The following is a 17,017-nucleotide window of genomic DNA, read 5'->3' as shown; positions in this document are numbered from 1 at the left end:
GCGATGAGGCCGTCATCGCGAGCAGGCTCGCTCCCACAGTGGATCGACAGCGTTTTGTAGAATTCTCGAGGCGGGGAGGCATTGGCCTCCCCGGTTCGTTTTTGGAAAACACATGAAAATTCTGATCGTTGGGCCCAGTTGGGTCGGTGACATGGTGATGGCGCAGACACTCTTTCAGTGTCTGAAACAGCGCCATCCTCAGTGCGAAATCGACGTGCTGGCCCCCGAGTGGAGTCGGCCGATCCTTGAGCGTATGCCCGAAGTACGCCAGGCCTTGAGCTTTCCGCTCGGCCACGGCGTGCTGGAGCTGGCCACGCGACGGCGGATCGGCAAGTCCCTGGCCGGCCAGTACGATCAGGCGATTCTGCTGCCCAACTCGCTGAAGTCGGCATTGGTGCCGTTCTTCGCCGGCATCCCGAAACGTACCGGTTGGCGGGGTGAGTTCCGTTACGGCCTGCTCAACGACGTGCGCACCCTCGATAAGGAGCGTTACCCGTTGATGATCGAGCGCTTTATGGCACTGGCCTATGAGCCTGGCGCCGAGTTGCCCACGCCGTATCCGCGCCCGTCTCTGCAAATCGACCCGGCCAGTCGCGATGCTGCGTTGGCCAAGTTCGATCTGGCCCTTGATCGTCCGGTGCTGGCGCTGTGCCCGGGTGCCGAGTTCGGCGAGTCCAAACGCTGGCCGTCCGAGCACTACGCCAAGGTCGCTGAAGCGAAGATCCGCGAAGGCTGGCAAGTCTGGTTGTTTGGGTCGAAGAACGATCACGCAGTCGGCGAAGACATTCGCGCGCGGTTGATTCCGGGTTTGCGCGAAGAGTCGGTGAACCTCAGCGGCGGTACGTCGCTGGCCGAGGCCATCGACTTGATGTCCTGCGCCGATTCGGTGGTGTCCAACGACTCGGGTCTGATGCACGTCGCGGCAGCGCTGAACCGTCCACTGGTGGCGGTCTACGGCTCGACATCGCCGGGTTTCACGCCGCCGCTGGCCGAGAAGGTCGAGATCGTTCGTCTGGGCATCGAGTGCAGCCCTTGCTTCGATCGCACCTGCCGTTTCGGTCATTACAACTGCTTGCGTCAGCTCACGCCGCAACCGGTGAACGAAGCTTTAGAACGCCTGCAAGGCGCTCCGGTCGAGGTCCGTTAAGTTGCGGGTACTGTTGATCAAGACTTCTTCGTTGGGCGACGTGATTCATGCGTTGCCGGCGTTGACTGACGCGGCGCGGGCGATCCCCGGCATCCAGTTCGATTGGGTGGTGGAAGAAGGTTTTGCCGAGATCCCGACCTGGCACCCGGCTGTTGGCAAAGTGATTCCGGTCGCGATCCGGCGCTGGCGCAAGAACATCTGGCAGACCCTCAAAAGTGGTGAGTGGAAACGCTTCAAGCAAAGCGTTCGCGCCACGAAATACGATCTGGTGATCGACGCACAGGGTTTGCTCAAAAGCGCCTGGCTGACCCGATACGTACGTGCCCCGGTGGCCGGGCTGGACAAGAACTCGGCCCGTGAACCCATTGCGGCGCGGTTTTATTCGCGGCGTCTGGCGGTGGCCCGTGGGCAGCATGCGGTGGAGCGGCTGCGTCAGCTGTTCGCCCTGGCCCTGGGCTATGACCTGCCGCAGGGGCTTGGCGATTACGGTCTGAACGTTGAACGGTTGGTCGAGCTGCCACGCAAGAACCCTTATGTGCTGTTCCTGCACGGCACCACATGGGACACCAAACATTGGCCGGAAGCCTATTGGCGTGAGCTGGCCGAACGCATGGGGCATCTTGGCATGGCGGTGAAACTGCCGTGGGGCAACCCGGCGGAGAAGGCCCGTGCCGAGCGTATCGCCAAGGGCCTGCGCAATGCCGAAGTGCTGCCCAAATTGAACCTGGCCGGTGTCGCCAAGGTGCTGGCCGGTGCGCAAGCCTGCGTGGCGGTGGACACGGGCCTCGGTCATCTGGCCGCCGCGCTGGACGTGCCGACTGTGTCGCTGTTCGGCCCGACAAACCCGGGCCTGACCGGTGCCTATGGCAAAAGCCAGGTGCACCTGGCGAGCAACTTTCCGTGCGCGCCGTGCCTGCAAAAGAAATGTTCTTACCAACCGACCGCTGTAGATCAGCGTCGGTTCGATCTCAAGCGCGAGTGGCCGTTGTGCTTCACTCGCCTGAACCCCGAGCGTGTCGCGAGCCGTTTAAGCACGCTTTTGCAGCCGCCGCTACTGGCTGAGGAGCAGCGCTGATGCAATTGGCTTTTGTCCTATACAAATATTTCCCGTTTGGCGGTTTGCAGCGCGACTTCATGCGCATTGCCCTGGAATGTCAGCAGCGTGGGCATCAGATTCGTGTCTACACGCTGATCTGGGAAGGCGATGTACCGCCGGGTTTCGAAGTGCTGGTGGCGCCGGTCAAGGCACTCTTCAACCATCGCCGCAATGAGAAGCTCAGTGCCTGGATGGAGGCCGACCTGGCCAAGCGTCCGGTAGACCGGCTGATCGGTTTCAACAAAATGCCGGGGCTGGACGTCTATTACGCCGCCGACGGCTGTTTCGAGGACAAGGCGCAGACCCTACGCAATTCCCTCTACCGTCGCTGGGGCCGCTACCGGCACTTCGCCGAATACGAACGCGCGGTGTTCGCCAAAGACGCGAAAACCGAAGTGTTGATGATTTCCGAAGTCCAGCAGCCGCTGTTCATCAAGCATTACGGCACACCGCTTGAGCGCTTCCATCTGCTGCCGCCGGGCATTGCCCAGGACCGTCGTGCGCCGGCCAATGCGGCCGAAATCCGCACTGAGTTCCGTCGTGAATTCTCCCTGGCCGACAATGAATTGTTGCTGGTGCAGATCGGCTCCGGGTTCAAGACCAAAGGTGTCGACCGTAGCCTCAAGGCCCTGGCGGCACTGCCATCGGAACTGCGCAAGCGTACCCGGTTGTTTGTCATTGGCCAGGACGACCCCAAAGTATTCCAGTTACAGAGTGCCGCGTTGGGGCTCGGCGATAACGTGCAGTTCCTCAAGGGGCGCAGCGATATCCCGCGCTTCCTGCTGGGTGCCGATCTGCTGATCCACCCGGCGTACAACGAAAATACCGGGACCGTATTGCTGGAAGCGCTGGTGGCTGGTTTGCCGGTGCTGGTCAGTGCAGTGTGCGGTTATGCGCATTACATCGCCGAAGCCGACAGCGGTCTGGTGCTGGACGAACCGTTCGAGCAGGCGCAACTCACGCAGTACCTCACGACCATGTTGAGCGACGACGCAGCGCGTGCAGCCTGGAGCCGTAATGGCCTGGCCTTCGCCGACACGGCCGATCTCTACAGCATGCCGCAGCACGCGGCGGATGTGATTCTGGCGGAGCAACACTGATGAAGTTGATTCTTGCCGAACCGTTCAAGAGCCTTTGGGCCGGGCGCGATGCGTTCGCCGAAGTCGAAGGCCTGGAGGGCGAGGTTTACCGTGAGCTTGAGGCTCGCCGTACCCTGCGCACCGAAGTCGCCGGGAGCGGCTTTTTTGTGAAAATTCACCGAGGCATTGGCTGGGGCGAGATCTTCAAGAATCTGCTCACCGCCAAGCTGCCGGTGCTCGGTGCCGGCCAGGAATGGCAGGCGATCCAGCGTTTGCAGGAAGTCGGTGTGCCGACCATGACCGCTGTCGCTTACGGCGAGCGCGGCAGCAACCCGGCAGACCAGCATTCGTTCATCGTCACCGAAGAGTTGGCGCCGACCGTCAGCCTGGAAGACTTCAGCATCAATTGGATCAAGCAGCCGCCTACGCCTGCACTCAAGCGTGCGCTGATTGCCGAAGTGGCGCGCATGACCGGCATGATGCACCGCGCCGGGGTCAACCACCGCGACTGCTACATCTGCCACTTTCTGCTGCACACCGACAAACCGGTGACGGCCGACGATTTCAAGCTCTCGGTGATCGACTTGCACCGTGCCCAGACCCGTTCGGCGATCTCCAGGCGCTGGCGCAACAAGGACCTGGCGGCGCTGTATTTCTCGGCGCTGGATATCGGTCTGACGCGTCGCGACAAGCTGCGTTTCCTCAAAGGTTACTTCCAGCAGCCCTTGCGCCAGATTCTGCGCGAAGAAGCGTCGTTGCTGGCCTGGCTCGAGGGCAAGGCCAACAAGCTTTATGCGCGCAAACAGCGTTATGGGGATGCGCTCTGATATGCGTTTGTCTGAACTGAAGGGGGCCGGTCGCACGCCAGGCTTGCCATTGAGCATCGAGCTGGCTGACGCCGCAGGTCCGGGGCAGTTGCAATTGCTCAGCTTGCTGCGGGTGCTGCCGGACCAGCGTTACGTGGGTGCCGCTGTTTGGCGTGGGCGCCCGGTGCTGGCCAAGCTGCTGGTGGGCAGCAAGGCCGCCAAGCATTTTCAGCGTGAACTGGACGGTGTGCGTCTGCTTGCGGCTCAAGGGTTGACCACGCCGTTGTTGCTGGCCGATGGTTTGAAGGACGGTGAAGGTGGCTGGCTGCTGTTCGATTTCCTCGAGGGTGCCGAAAGCCTCGGCGATACCTGGAAGCAGGTCGAAGCACTGCCCGCGCTGGCGGACGAGCAGACGGCAGTATTGGCCGAGGCGCTGGCCGCCATCGGTCAATTGCACAGCAAGGGCCTGTGGCAGGAGGACCTGCACCTGGACAACCTGCTGCGTCACGACGGCAAGCTGTACTTGATCGATGGTGCCGGGATCCGTGTCGAGCAGGCCGGGCAGCCGCTGTCCCGACAAAAAGTCCTGGAAAACCTCGGGGTGTTTTTCGCCCAGTTGCCCAAATCGCTTGAGCCGTTCACCGAAGAGTTGCTGGTGTATTACCTGCTGAGCAACGGCGAGCACGCCTTGCCGCTGGAGGCGTTGCAGAAGCAGGTCAACAAGGTTCGCAGCTGGCGCTTGAAAGATTTTCTGATCAAAGTCGGCCGCGAATGCACGCTGTTCAGCGTGCAGCGCGGGGCGTTCGGTTTACGTGCGATTCGTCGCGAAGAAGAAGCGGCCATGTTACCGGTGCTGACGCAGGCCGATGCTTTGCTCGATCAGGGGCATCTGTACAAGACCGGCGGTGCGGCGAGTGTCGGCAAGGTCGAGGTGGCGGGCCGGACGCTGTTGGTCAAGCGTTACAACATCAAGGGTTTTGCCCATTGGCTCAAACGCTTCTGGCGCCCGAGCCGCGCCTGGCACTCATGGCGCGAAGGCAATCGTCTGGCGTTCCTCGGCATTGCCACACCCAAGCCGCTGGCGTTGCTGGAGAAGCGTTTTCTCTGGCTGCGCAGCCGGGCCTATCTGATCACCGAGTACCTTTGCGGCCCGGACATCATCGAGCGCTTCGCACCGTTCATTGAAAGCGGCGATGCCCCCGAAGCTGAATTGCTGGCGCTGGATCATTTGTTTGCCGAGCTGATTCGCGAGCGCATCAGTCATGGGGACTTCAAGGGGCATAACCTGTTTTGGGACAATGATCGCTGGTCGCTGATTGACCTGGATTCGATGTGTCAGCACCGTTCGCTCAGCAGCTTCGCCCCGGCGTATGCGCGGGATCGGGCGCGGTTTATGCGTAACTGGCCTCAGAGCAGTGCCCTGTATCAGGTGATTGATCAGCGTCTGCCCAAGAATGTGTAAGCTGCCATAGGCTGCGATTTTTTGATCTTGGCGGCCTGACAGCCGACCTGTCTTTCGCTGATGTACACCAATCAAAGCTGTGGGAGTCGAGCTTGCTCGCGATGTCGGCCTGATAGCCGACCAATCTCCCGCAGATGTACACCAATCAAAACTGTGGGAGCGGGCTTGCTCGCGAAGGCGGACTGACAGCCGACCAATCCCTTGCGGATGTACATAGATCTACTGTGGGAGCGAGCCTGCTCGCGATGGCGGCCGGATAGCCGACTAATCTCTTGCAGGTGTACATATCCATTTCTGCGGTAACGGCCACTTAGGGTTCCGCCCTTACGGCGTGTCACTTTTGCAGACGCCGGGGTGCCGGCTCAGCCAAAAGTAACCAAAACGCTTCGCCCCAAGCGTACGGCACCTCGCCTAGGCTCGGCGTTCCCTCGCTCCGGCATTCATCAGGGGGCATCGCCTCCGGTCTGCTTCGCGACGACCTCCTCTCGATGTGTCCGGCTGCGCCGTACGGCGCTGCGCGCCAACCCCCTGATGAACACCTCCACTCGGCCTCCCGAAGGGGCGGGTGGATCAAGATCAAAGGCAACAGCACGGCGGCCTACCGGCCGGCCTGAGTGGTTGGGGAGTGTACGGTTTTAGAGGCTGATGTACATCGATCAAAACTGTGGGAGCGGGCTTGCTCGCGAAGGCGGACTGACAGTCAACCGAGATGTTGAATGTGATGAACTCTTCGCGAGCAAGCCCGCTCCCACAACCCGGTGTTACGGCGCCTCTGGCTGATCGAAACTATCCAGTGCCCGATTCACCAGCAGTTCCCCCAACGAGATCATTTGCTGAATCGCCAACGCCACATGCCGGCGCGTGCCTTCGAGCTCGAACGCCAGGTCGCTGGCAAGCACATTGACCGAGGCGAGGGTTTCCGAGGCATGGGCCAGCAGGGTTTCGTTATGTTTTTTACGTGTTCTGATAGCGTGCCATTCCCAGGTAGCTTCCATTTGGATGTGCAATCACATCCCCCGTTGCTAGAAGCTTTCCGTCGTTTTGTACATAGATGCGACGGGCTATATCAATCCCGCCAAGGTTCGTCATGAGCCTCCCTTCCGTGCCAAATGTGGAGTCTACTTTTCCATTTTCGAGATAGCGCATTAGCGTGAAGTGAGCGTTCTCGGCACTGCCTAGCGACGCCCCAACAGCAATAGCTTTGTTGTCGGACTGTATGGCTATTGCGAAGTGCACGGCGTCGCGGTCAAAACCTTCCGTGTTAGGTACCCCCCCGTAAAACGAATCATCCAGCTTTCCGTCTGGATGGATTCGAGTCACCAGAGGCTTTTGCTTGCCGTCATAACGGGCGTTACCCGAGGCGACAAATTTTCCATCCGCTTGCTGTGCAACTCCTGAAATCTCCGCTCCAGAACTCCTCTCTACGGGAATGATGGCAACTCCAGCGTTGCCAAAGAAGGTATCCAGTTCGCCATTCTCCAAGTAGCGGCTAAACATCGGTTTACTATTGCTTGCACCTGCAAACAGCAATCGACCAAACGCCAATGTGAGTATTGACGAGATATAAACCTTGCCGGCATTCACGACTCCATTTGAGCCAAAGCTGAAATCAGGTTTTCCGTTATCGAGCAGACGCCAGATGTTCGCCTCATAGTCGTCAAATTTGTAAGTCACTGTGGTCACGAACACAATTTTCTTGTCGGCCTGTATTGCAATGCGATTGGCGTGTATTTCTCCAGACTCTGGTTCAACGTAGAGCCGGCCATCCGTGCCAAACGAGAGGTCAAGATCACCTTCAGGGAGAACCCTGATCAGATACACCACATGCTTGGAGCCATCTTCCGTTGCGATGGAGCCAAGGATAAGGGCTTTGCCATCGGGCTGCAGGGTAATCCCTGATTGTTGGATGTTCATTTCAGGGATAAGGTCGATGTACTTTATTCCCTGATCGCCAAAAAGCTCGTCCTTAGTGCCAGTATCCAGATGTCGTACGAGCACAAGGCGGTTTTTGGCTCGAGCAACACTGAGGATTTTTCCATCGAGCTGTAATGCGGAAGAACCAAGAGTTGTTATGCCAGGTATATTGAATAGCACCTTGCCTTCATCGCCAAAGTTGGGGTCAAGGGCGTTGTTGTTTTTATGGCTGGTTAGTGTGTTCATTGTGGACGTCCTTTTCTGAATTAATAACGAATATGTGAGTAGCAATACTTCCCCTCGATATATAAACGTATGATTTGCAGTGGTCTACTGTCAGAAATGACAGTGGCGACCAACGGTCGTTAGGCTGTATTAGTTGCGTGGTTTTGCTACCGCGCCAGATAAGCTCTGCGGGAAGTGCGTGTAGGCGTCGCCGTGGGTGGCTATGACCGCCTGTCGGTCAGGCAAGGCGAAAGCGTTCTCCCCCGCGTCAAACAACCTCTGGGTCATTCCCGCCCTCTTTACGCTATAATCCCGCCCTTTAGCTGTTTCTCGCCCTTTTGCGAGGACACATTTTTTCCAGGCGCATGTCGCCTGCATGCAGACTAAAGAGGCTAGACCCCTGTGGCATTGACGATTCTTGGCCTGTCCGGCGCCCTTAGCCATGATCCTTCCGCAGCCTTGTACATCGACGGCAAGCTGGTCGCGGCGGCTGAAGAAGAGCGCTTCGTACGCGATAAACATGCAAAGAACCGCATGCCTTACGAATCGGCGAAGTTCTGTCTGGAACAGGCTGGCATCAAACCTTCCGACGTTGACGTAGTGGCGATCCCGTTCGCCCCGATCAGCCTGTTCGGCAAGGCTCGCTGGCACTACGCCAAGCGTTATTGGTACGCCCCGGACCGTGCTCTCGACGCGATCCTGATGGGCAACCGTCGCTACAAGCGCTATCGCAACAAGATTGTCTGGTGCCTTGAACAACTGGGCTTCGATCCGAAGAAAATCAAGATCGAACCGGTCGAGCATCACCTGGCTCACGCCTCCAGTGCCTACCACTGCTCCGGTTTCAAAGAGAAAACCGCGATCCTCGGAATCGACGGCAAGGGCGAATACGCCACGACCTTCTTCGGTTATGGCGAAAACGGCAAGATCCACAAGATCAAGGAATTCTTCGATCCGGATTCCCTCGGTGGCCTGTACGGCGCGATCACCGAGTTCCTCGGTTTCGAGATGCTCGACGGTGAGTTCAAGGTCATGGGCATGGCGCCGTACGGCGACGCCAGCAAATACGATTTCTCCCGCCTGGCCTCGTTCGAAAACGGCGAGTTGGTGATCAACACCGACTACGCCAACGTCATCGGCCTGCGTCGTTATAAAGAGAAAGGCAAAGGCTTCTACTTCTCGCCGAAGCTGATCGAGTGGCTGGGTCCGAAGCGCGAAGGCGATATCGCCGACGAGCCGTACATCCACTACGCCGCGAGCATGCAAGCGCTGTTCGAGAAACTGGCGTTGCAGATGATCGACCACTACCTGGGCGACGTGCTCAAGGAAACCGGCAAGCTGGCTTTCGCTGGCGGCTGTGCGTTGAACGTCAAACTGAACCAGAAAATCATCGCTCGCGACGACATCAAAGAGTTGTTCGTACAGCCTGCGTCCGGCGATGCCGGTACCGCAGTGGGTGCCGCTGCCTACGTGTCTCACGCCCGCGGTGTACCGGTCGAGAAGATGGAGCACGTCTACCTCGGCCCGTCGTACAGCAACGAAGATGTGATCGCGGCCTGTGCCCGTCACCCGAGCAAGCCTGAGTGGCGCAAGCTTGACGACATGCCGGAGAAAATCGCAAAAATCATGGTCGACGGCAATCCGGTGGCCTGGTTCCAGGGGCGCATGGAGTTCGGTCCGCGTGCATTGGGCGGTCGTTCGATCATTGGTTGCCCAAGCGCCACAGGCGTGGCTGACCGGATCAACCACCAGATCAAGTTCCGCGAGCGCTGGAGGCCTTTCTGCCCGTCGATGCTCGACACCGTGGCGCCGCAGATGATCAAGATCGATCACCCGGCCCCCTTCATGACCTTCACCTTCGAAGTGGCTGAAGAGTGGAAAACCCGCGTGCCGGAAGTCGTCCATGAAGACGGTACTTCCCGTGCCCAGGTGCTCAAGCGCGAATACAACCCGCGCTACTACGACATGATGGAAGCGCTGGAAGTGCTGACCGGTAACGGCGTGTCGCTGAACACCTCGCTGAACCGCCGCGGTGAGCCGATGATCTGCTCGCCGACCGACGCTCTGAACATGTTCTTCGGTTCCGATCTCCAGTACCTGATCATGGAAGACATTCTGGTGGTCAAAGACGGCGCGGACGCTTATGACACGCTCGGCTGAGCGCCATGTGCTGCAGTTCTGTCACGGCTATGACGGGCCGTTCCTGGACTGCGCCCGACAGTACGCCAGCCTGTTCGCAGGGTCCGGCTATCGAGTGACCACGGTGTTTCTCACCGGGGTCGCCGACGCTGAAGTTGCAGCAGGTTGTGCGTCTGATGAAGTGCTGTTCATGGAATACAGCTCCAAGGCCATTCGTGGCCTGAAGCTGGGGGCGATTGCCGATCTGCGCAAAATCGCCCAGTCGCGCAATTTCAGTTTCTGTATCGCCCACCGCTTCAAGCCAATCTACATCGCCTTACTCGCTACCGCGTTGCCGGTGATTGGCGTGCACCACGCCTTTGGTGATTACCAGCGGCGCACGCGCAAGCTGTTCGCGCATATTTTCCGTAAGCGTCTGAGCCTGCTCGGGGTTTCCGATGCAGTGCGCGACGACATGCGTCGCTGCCTGCCGAAATGGCCGGCAGCGCGGATTCAAACCCTTTACAACCGCATCGATGTCGACGCGTTGCAAACCTCTCAGGTGTCCTTCGATGAGGCGCGTGATGCCTTGGGCCTTTCGCCGGATGCGTGGGTGATCGGTAACGTCGGCCGCCTGCACCCGGACAAGGACCAGGCCACCTTGCTGCACGGTTTTGCCCAGGCCTTGCCGCGTTTACCGGTCGACAGTCAACTGGCGATTCTTGGCGCCGGACGTCTGGAGCAGCGGCTCAAGGATCTGGCCCGCGAACTTGGTATTGGTGACCGCGTGCTGTTTCTCGGTCAGGTACCGGAGGCGCGTCGCTACTTCCGGGCCTTCGATGTATTGGCCCTGAGTTCCGACCACGAACCGTTCGGCATGGTGCTGCTCGAAGCCATGGCCGCCGGTGTGCCGTTGCTGGCCACCGCGTGCGGCGGGGCTGCGGAGGTGGTCGAAGGTGTCGGTATTTTGTTCCCGCTGGGGGACGCCGAGCATCTGGCGCAAGGGCTGCAACACCTGGCCGTCATGAATCAGCACGAGCGTCAGGTCTGCGCCGAGATGATGCTTGATCGCCTGCGTGAACGCTTCTCGGATCGGGCCGTACGCGACGCGTTCTGGCGTCTGCCACACGTCATTGAACTGACGGCGAGGGCCTGATGCTCAACCGATTTCAAGGCTGGCGCGAGCGTGGCTGGTCCGTTGTCGACGCATCGACGTATAGCGATGCCTGGCAGCGTTTTGGCGGTAGCGTCGCGACGCATCCACTGGTGGTCGAGCGTCTGGCGCAGTTGGCCGATATCCCGGTGCGTTACCTGGCCTGGGAGCAGGATGGCGAACTGAAAGCCGCGATCCCGACCTGGGGCCGCGATCTCGCATTGTCCAAGGACGTGCTCAAACGTAACGGCAAGAAAGGCCTGTTCGATCTCGGCAATGCTGAGTTTATCCTGCCGGCTGCGGCCGATGCGCAGGCGCTGTTGCGTCACCGCGGGCGCTACCTGTCGGCGCTGAATGAAGGCCGCTTTGCCGGCCTCAAGCCGCAAGCCGAACAACTGGCCATGGCCCGCACACCTGAAGAACTGTCGAAGAAGTTTCGCTACAACCAGCGTCGTGAGTTGCGCTTGCTTGAAGAAGCCGGTGGCGTGGTACGGCCGGTCAGCGAGTTCTCCAGTCAGGAGCTGGCGGTGATCTACTGCGATCTGTTCCAGCGCCGCTGGGGCTTTCCAGCGACCGGTGCGTCGCGCATGAGCGAGGTGCTCGAGTTGCTGCGCGAGTTGCTGATCGGCTCGGTGATTTTCCTCAACGATGCGCCGATTGCGATTCAGTTGGTCTACCGGGTTGAAGCGCCGGAGTGGATCAGCGTCGAGTACATCAATGGCGGTGTCGATCCTGAAACCCGCGAATTCAGCCCCGGCAGCGTATTGAGTTTCCTCAATACCCAAAGCGCCTGGGAGCAGGCGCGAGCGATCGACAAGCCGCTGCGCTTTTCCTTCGGACGCGCTGATCGCGAATACAAGGACCGCTGGTGCAACTCTGTGCCGGTATTCACCGTATGAGCCAGACCAGCAGCCGCAAGCAGCAATTGCTCAAGCGTCATCGACGCAACAAACGCATCGGTCTGTTGATCGCACTGTTGCTGTTGATCGCTGTGGGTGTGCTGGTGGCCTGGTGGCTGCCGCTGGTACTTGCGGTCCTGGCCTGGATCGCCCACGAGGCGTGGTTTGCTGACCACCTGTTTTACTCGCCCAAGGATGATTACCAGTACAGCTTTGCGCCATACACCCAGCAGCCCAAGGTTCGCCTGGACGGTGGACGTCTGTTGCTGGACGACGGTGTGATCCTGGCCGACGACACCACATTGGTGCTGGCGCTACGGATAAAAAGCACCTGGCTGGGACGCTTTATTGATCCGGTGGTCGAGTTGTCGGGTGGCGATGATCCGGACCGGCAAACCTTTGAGCGTGGTGTAAACGGTCTGCGTTACCTCAACCTCAGCGGCCAGGCAGACGTTCTGTCGCAGGGCCATTTGCGTTTGCGCGGGCACTTCTGCCGGGTGCTCGGTGAGCCAGTGCTCTGGTCGTTCGAACAACCTGATTACCGTCGTCAGCGAGTGATGGTTATTGCGCCTCATGCCGACGATGCCGAGCTGGCTGCTTTTGGTTTGTACAGCCAGGCCAATGAGGCCTGGATCGTCACGTTGACCGCCGGTGAAATCGAAGCCGAGCACTATCAACAGATGGGGCTGAACACCGTCGAAGCTTCGCGGATCAAGGGCCGCTTGCGCGCCTGGGACAGTATTGCAGTGCCGCGCTGGGCCGGTGTGCCGCAGGCGCAGTGCGTACAGTTGGGCTATTTCTGCTTGCAACTGCCGGCCATGCAGGCGGCGCCGGATCAACCGGTAGGGTCTCGCGAGGCGGACTTGAGCGACACGCGGTTGTTCCGCCAGCTCAATCCGTTCGCCTTGCCCGGCGACCGCGATGGTGCGCCGACCTGGAACAACCTGTTGGCCGATCTGCGCGAACTGCTGCTCAAGGCTCGCCCTGAAGTGATCGTCCTGCCGCATCCTTCACTCGACCCGCACCCCGATCACATCTGCGCGCAGCAAGCGGTGCTGGAAGCCTTGAAGGGGCTGGAGTGGCAGCCGACGACACTGCTCGGCTACGCCAACCACCTGCATGACAATGATCGTTGGCCCATGGGTGATTCAGGGGCCGGGATTGCGTTGCCGCCGGTGTTCGATTCGGCTCAAGTGCTGCAACCCTACTGCCTGGCACTTTCGATAGAGCAGCAGCGCGACAAGGCCATGGCGCTGGGGATGATGCATGACTTGCAGCCACGTGCGCCGTTCAAGCGTCGTGTGCGTCGCGGGTTGCAACGTTTGTTGGCGGGGCGCTCAGGCTCGCCCTACGGCGAAAACGAATTTTTTCGCAAGGCTGTGCGCCGGCATGAACTGTTCTGGCGTTTGTAATTGGCTGTCGCATGAAGTCTTTCTGCCGTGGCAGAAGGGTAATCTCAGGTTTTTATCGGGCTGCTCGCCGCTGCAAGGAAAACGATGAAGGTTCTATTTCTGGTGCAGAAAGAACAGCGGGCCATTCTGGACCGCTTGTACGAAGGCGTGGCCGCTCATTGCGACTGCGACCTGCGCTGGTTGAGCAGTGATGAACAGCGCAACCTGCGCCGCTATTTCCGGCGTGAAGTGGATGTGTCGCGTTATGACCGCATCGTGTTCTTCCTGCGGTTCAAACAGGAAATCCGCCAGGTCGGGTTTATCCGTACGATTCCCAATCTGGTGATCCTCGAACACGACGCCTATCAGAATTACATTCCCTGCAAGTACACCGGCAAGTTCAGTGCGCATTACCGCCGACTGCCCTGGGCGCGGGTGATCAGTTCCGGTTTCATGGTCTCGGAGCGTTTGCGTGAGGAAGGTTTCGACGCAGTGTTCGTGCCCAAGGGCTATGATCAGGCGCTGTTGAAGGAGCAAGGGCGTGAGCGCGACATTGAACTGGCATTCGTCGGCAGCACCAACAGCGTCGCCTACAGTGGTCGCAAGGCCCTGCTCGATGAGTTGGCTCGTGTCGAGCCCCTGGTGGTAACCCGCACCAACTCCGGTGAGGAGTACTGCGACACGCTCAACCGCATCCGCTTCTTCGTCAGCGCCGATGTCGGCATGGGCGAATACATGATCAAGAACTTCGAAGCCATGGCCTGTGGTTGTGTATTGCTGGCCTATGACCAGGGTGCGGCGGAAAACCGGGCGCTGGGTTTACAGGATATGCACAACGTGGTGCTCTATCGGGATATTGCGCAACTACAGGACAAGCTCGCCAGGCTGCGCGCTGATTCTGAACTGGCGTTGAGCATCGCTCGAAACGGGCTCGATCTGGCGGTCCGCCAATTTGGCTTCGACCATATCGGCCAGCGTGTTGTTGAAGCGCTTCAGCCAGCATTGCGCCCACGGGCGCCGTTGAGTCTGCTGGAGAAACTGCGTCTGAAACTGGGCGTTTGACAAGAACTGTCCAGCCACTAACATCGCTGGTACTTTGACTTAAGCGGGAATCACGTGCAGTTCTCCACAGAAAGTGACATTACACTGGTCGTGACCAGTTGCGGGCGTCTGGATCTTCTCAAGCGAACCCTTGAGAGTTTTGACCGTTTCAATACTGCCCCTGTGCGTGAAGTCTTCATTACCGAAGATGCAGGCGACGAGGGCGTGCGCGCTGTCATTCCGGCTCATTGGAAAGAACACAGTACGTTCTTCGTCAATCGCCCCAAGCTGGGTCAACTGGCTTCGATCGATCTGGCGTACGGGCACGTCAAGACACCTTACATTTTTCACTGCGAGGACGACTGGGAGTTCTACCGCCCCGGATTCGTGGAAGACTCCAGAACCATTCTTGAGCTGCGTCCCGAGATCCTTCAGGTCTGGTTGCGCAACTATGTCTATGATTTGTGTGTGCATAGCCCTTACATCCACTTGGGCACGCGTGAGCTGATCGGCGGGGTGGCCTGTTATCCGCTGATCTCCGACAAGCCCGAGTGGCAAAGTTTTTCGCTCAACCCAGGATTGCGTCGCCTGAAAGAGTATCGGCTCTGCGCCCCTTTTGCCGCCCATGGCGGAGAGAAAGCGTTGTCGCAGCGATACGCAGGGCTGAACTTGACGGCTGTCACTCTGGAAGGGGATGCTGTTTTACATACCGGTTTTGGAGTGCACGTCGAAGTTCCTGCCGAGCGCCAGCGTAAGGCGCGTCGCAGTCGTCGCGAGCAAATAAAGCTTGCCCTGGCCCTATTGCTCGGAGTCTGCATTGGCTGGTTCATCAAATGAGTGCAGCGCAGTTGCTGATACCGTGAAATTCGTAAAAGGGTTCCTTGCCTGATGACTATCCTGAACATCATGTGGGCAGGCGGCTCTGCGTTTGCCTCGGTTCATAAGGTTCACCAGCAAATACTTTCTCAGATCGAGCCTGCGACGCCGGTCAAGACTTGGCTGTTGCAGGGATCTGCGGATGATTGCGTGCTTGATGTGGGCGAAATCCGTGAATGGAATCTATCTACCGAGCGGTTGAAGGGCAAGCAACTCTGGTGGCTGGTGAAACCCTGGATGCGGGCGGAGTTCAAGCAGGCTCTGCTGGAAAGCGGCGCTAGCGTAGTGCTGCTCGATGGCATGGGCGTGGCACGTGCGTTGTTGCCGGTTCTGAATAAATTGCCGCAGTTACGCGCGGTGGTGATTTTTCATGGCAGTACACGGCTGCATTCGGCTGATCGAAAGCTGTTTCACCAGTTCCCCTCTTCACGGCTGACCGTAGCGGCTGTTTCTCAGACCCTGGCTTCGTCGCTGCAGAGCGACTTGCAAGTACCGGTCACTGCGCTGCGCAGTGCATTCGATCCCGTTGCCTTTCGCGCAGCCGTTGTACCGCGTGCGCAGGCCCGTACCCGATTGGGACTGCCCATCGAGGCCCCTTGGGTGCTCGGAGCGGTAGGTCGCCTGGTGAACGACAAGGGATTTGCCTGTTTACTAGAAGCGTTTGCGGCAGCGTTGGTACATCAGCCTGACTTGCGCCTGGTGATTATTGGCGAAGGGTCTGCGCGGGCAGCGCTGGAGGCGCAGATTGATCAATGGGGGCTGCGCGGCAACGTGTCGTTGCCGGGTTACTTGAATGATGTCGCGACGCTTTACAGTGCATTTGACTGGGTGGCGATCCCGTCCCTTGACGAAGGTCTGGGGTTGATTCTGCAGGAAGCGGTCATGGCGGGCATTCCGGTACTAAGCAGCGAACTGGCGGTGTTCCGTGAGCAATTGGCAGGTACCGGTTGGTACGCTCCCGCAGGCGATGTGAGTGCCTGGAGCGACATCATCGTGCAGGCGTTCAACGCTCGCCCTGAGGCTGTCGCCGCAGAGCAATACGAGGCTCTCGCGCCGGACAAGGCCTGGCTGGGTTTCAGTCAGGCGGTCCGGGCGTTATTGTCATGCAGGCAGTAAGGCCCGCTCCAATGCTTGCATCGGAAAGGTCCCGTTCAGCTGCTCCCGGGCAATATAACGGGCGAAGTGCTGCAGGTTGCGTTTGGCCAGATGTCTTGGCAGCGGAGCGCGCAAGAAGCGCATATCCGAGACATCGATCAGACCGAACTGGTTGTCGGGTGTGACGACAATGTTGCCCAGATGCAATGAGCGAAAGTAGATCCCCGAGGTATGAAGGCAACGAATCAGTTCCACCAGTTCCGGGAGGGCGTGCTGCCAGTTGAAGTCATCCTTGCCGGATAGCTGGCGCAGTGTTTCACCCGGCAGTGGCCGGTAAAGCACGGCGGTCATGCCAGACGTGTGCAGTTGATAGAACGCCAGGGATTGCAAGGTCGGCACGCCAAGCCTTTGTAGCTCGACAGCGTTGTCGATGAAGCGTTTCGAGTAGGGGCGAAACAGCGCCGATGAAAAAAAGCGCTTGCGGCGAAACAGTTTGAGGATATTCCCATCCTGCAACAGATAGACTTTCGGGCCGAAACTGTCAGTCTCCAGTATTCTGGCGCCTTCAATCATCTGATTTAGCGTGGCTTGGGGAAGCCGGGAAGATTGCATTGTAGGAAACCTTGTAGGAAATGCCGGTACAGTGGGAGGCAATGATGCCGAAAAGTTCGTGTTTTAACCATGCAGGGTTGGATGGGTAGACCGTTTATGAGCA

General features: G+C 59.0%; 14 protein-coding genes and 1 pseudogene. 12 read left to right on the top strand and 3 right to left on the bottom strand.

Annotated features, from left to right (window positions below):
* The first annotated feature begins 112 nt into the window (after positions 1-112).
* Genes waaF through NTD87_RS15030 form a run of 5 tightly spaced genes read left to right on the top strand, consistent with a single transcriptional unit; the run spans position 113 to position 5,590 of the window.
* Entirely contained in the window at positions 113-1,147 is a 1,035-nt protein-coding gene (gene waaF / locus NTD87_RS15050; protein WP_262114773.1) for a lipopolysaccharide heptosyltransferase II, read from the top strand.
* Between the two features lies 1 nt (position 1,148).
* A complete protein-coding gene (waaC, locus tag NTD87_RS15045; RefSeq protein ID WP_262114772.1) occupies positions 1,149-2,222 on the top strand; it encodes a lipopolysaccharide heptosyltransferase I in 1,074 nt (357 codons plus the stop codon).
* Positions 2,222-3,343, top strand: a complete 1,122-nt coding sequence (locus NTD87_RS15040; protein WP_262114771.1) for a glycosyltransferase family 4 protein — start codon at positions 2,222-2,224, stop codon at positions 3,341-3,343. The genes waaC and NTD87_RS15040 overlap by 1 nt, the downstream gene beginning before the upstream one ends.
* Complete coding sequence (rfaP, locus tag NTD87_RS15035) at positions 3,343-4,149, top strand: lipopolysaccharide core heptose(I) kinase RfaP (protein WP_262114769.1); 807 nt, start codon at positions 3,343-3,345, stop codon at positions 4,147-4,149. The genes NTD87_RS15040 and rfaP overlap by 1 nt, the downstream gene beginning before the upstream one ends.
* 1 nt (position 4,150) lies before the next feature.
* Positions 4,151-5,590, top strand: coding sequence for a lipopolysaccharide kinase InaA family protein (locus NTD87_RS15030; protein ID WP_262114767.1), 1,440 nt, complete (start codon positions 4,151-4,153; stop codon positions 5,588-5,590).
* Positions 5,591-6,351: 761 nt separating this feature from the next.
* Here the strand turns inward: NTD87_RS15030 and NTD87_RS15025 are convergent.
* Together NTD87_RS15025 and NTD87_RS15020 are read right to left on the bottom strand one after the other, a co-directional pair.
* Positions 6,352-6,537, bottom strand: a pseudogene (locus NTD87_RS15025) (DUF6124 family protein); the annotation flags it as partial.
* 7 nt (positions 6,538-6,544) lie between these two features.
* Complete coding sequence (locus NTD87_RS15020; RefSeq protein ID WP_262114766.1) at positions 6,545-7,750, bottom strand: hypothetical protein; 1,206 nt, start codon at positions 7,748-7,750, stop codon at positions 6,545-6,547.
* A gap of 381 nt (positions 7,751-8,131) precedes the next feature.
* Here NTD87_RS15020 and NTD87_RS15015 point away from each other — a divergent pair, with 381 nt between their 5' ends.
* The 7 genes from NTD87_RS15015 to NTD87_RS14985 all read left to right on the top strand — a co-directional run bounded on the left by NTD87_RS15015 (position 8,132) and on the right by NTD87_RS14985 (position 16,323).
* On the top strand, positions 8,132-9,889 hold the full coding sequence (locus NTD87_RS15015) for a carbamoyltransferase (protein ID WP_262114764.1): 1,758 nt from the start codon (positions 8,132-8,134) through the stop codon (positions 9,887-9,889).
* Positions 9,873-11,003 carry a glycosyltransferase gene (locus NTD87_RS15010; protein ID WP_262114763.1) on the top strand — a complete coding sequence of 377 codons (1,131 nt, stop codon included), beginning with the start codon at positions 9,873-9,875 and terminating at the stop codon, positions 11,001-11,003. Before NTD87_RS15015 ends, NTD87_RS15010 begins: the two co-directional genes overlap by 17 nt.
* Positions 11,003-11,899, top strand: coding sequence for an antimicrobial resistance protein Mig-14 (locus NTD87_RS15005; protein WP_262114762.1), 897 nt, complete (start codon positions 11,003-11,005; stop codon positions 11,897-11,899). Before NTD87_RS15010 ends, NTD87_RS15005 begins: the two co-directional genes overlap by 1 nt.
* A complete protein-coding gene (locus NTD87_RS15000) occupies positions 11,896-13,311 on the top strand; it encodes a PIG-L deacetylase family protein (protein ID WP_262114761.1) in 1,416 nt (471 codons plus the stop codon). The genes NTD87_RS15005 and NTD87_RS15000 overlap by 4 nt, the downstream gene beginning before the upstream one ends.
* A gap of 84 nt (positions 13,312-13,395) precedes the next feature.
* On the top strand, positions 13,396-14,352 hold the full coding sequence (locus tag NTD87_RS14995) for a glycosyltransferase (RefSeq protein WP_262114760.1): 957 nt from the start codon (positions 13,396-13,398) through the stop codon (positions 14,350-14,352).
* A 54-nt stretch (positions 14,353-14,406) separates the two neighbouring features.
* Complete coding sequence (locus NTD87_RS14990; RefSeq protein WP_262114759.1) at positions 14,407-15,168, top strand: glycosyltransferase family 2 protein; 762 nt, start codon at positions 14,407-14,409, stop codon at positions 15,166-15,168.
* Between the two features lie 51 nt (positions 15,169-15,219).
* Positions 15,220-16,323, top strand: coding sequence for a glycosyltransferase (locus tag NTD87_RS14985; protein WP_262114758.1), 1,104 nt, complete (start codon positions 15,220-15,222; stop codon positions 16,321-16,323).
* On the opposite strand, the gene NTD87_RS14980 is transcribed toward NTD87_RS14985, so the two are convergent.
* Positions 16,309-16,914, bottom strand: coding sequence for a toluene tolerance protein (locus NTD87_RS14980; protein ID WP_262114757.1), 606 nt, complete (start codon positions 16,912-16,914; stop codon positions 16,309-16,311). The genes NTD87_RS14985 and NTD87_RS14980 overlap by 15 nt on opposite strands.
* Positions 16,915-17,017 lie beyond the last annotated feature (103 nt).

Source organism: Pseudomonas sp. 6D_7.1_Bac1, assembly GCF_025465945.1.
Classification (GTDB): domain Bacteria; phylum Pseudomonadota; class Gammaproteobacteria; order Pseudomonadales; family Pseudomonadaceae; genus Aquipseudomonas.
This window is presented reverse-complemented; position numbering and strand designations above follow the sequence as displayed.

What these genes read in the sequence shown, in the direction of transcription:
- waaF (WP_262114773.1), top strand. Translation starts at nt 113, where the DNA reads ATGAAAATTCTGATCGTTGGGCCCAGTTGGGTCGGTGACATGGTGATG.
- NTD87_RS15040 (WP_262114771.1), top strand. Translation starts at nt 2,222, where the DNA reads ATGCAATTGGCTTTTGTCCTATACAAATATTTCCCGTTTGGCGGTTTG.
- rfaP (WP_262114769.1), top strand. Translation starts at nt 3,343, where the DNA reads ATGAAGTTGATTCTTGCCGAACCGTTCAAGAGCCTTTGGGCCGGGCGC.
- NTD87_RS15030 (WP_262114767.1), top strand. Translation starts at nt 4,151, where the DNA reads ATGCGTTTGTCTGAACTGAAGGGGGCCGGTCGCACGCCAGGCTTGCCA.
- NTD87_RS15020 (WP_262114766.1), bottom strand. Translation starts at nt 7,750, where the DNA reads ATGAACACACTAACCAGCCATAAAAACAACAACGCCCTTGACCCCAAC.
- NTD87_RS15010 (WP_262114763.1), top strand. Translation starts at nt 9,873, where the DNA reads ATGACACGCTCGGCTGAGCGCCATGTGCTGCAGTTCTGTCACGGCTAT.
- NTD87_RS15005 (WP_262114762.1), top strand. Translation starts at nt 11,003, where the DNA reads ATGCTCAACCGATTTCAAGGCTGGCGCGAGCGTGGCTGGTCCGTTGTC.
- NTD87_RS15000 (WP_262114761.1), top strand. Translation starts at nt 11,896, where the DNA reads ATGAGCCAGACCAGCAGCCGCAAGCAGCAATTGCTCAAGCGTCATCGA.
- NTD87_RS14995 (WP_262114760.1), top strand. Translation starts at nt 13,396, where the DNA reads ATGAAGGTTCTATTTCTGGTGCAGAAAGAACAGCGGGCCATTCTGGAC.
- NTD87_RS14985 (WP_262114758.1), top strand. Translation starts at nt 15,220, where the DNA reads ATGACTATCCTGAACATCATGTGGGCAGGCGGCTCTGCGTTTGCCTCG.
- NTD87_RS14980 (WP_262114757.1), bottom strand. Translation starts at nt 16,914, where the DNA reads ATGCAATCTTCCCGGCTTCCCCAAGCCACGCTAAATCAGATGATTGAA.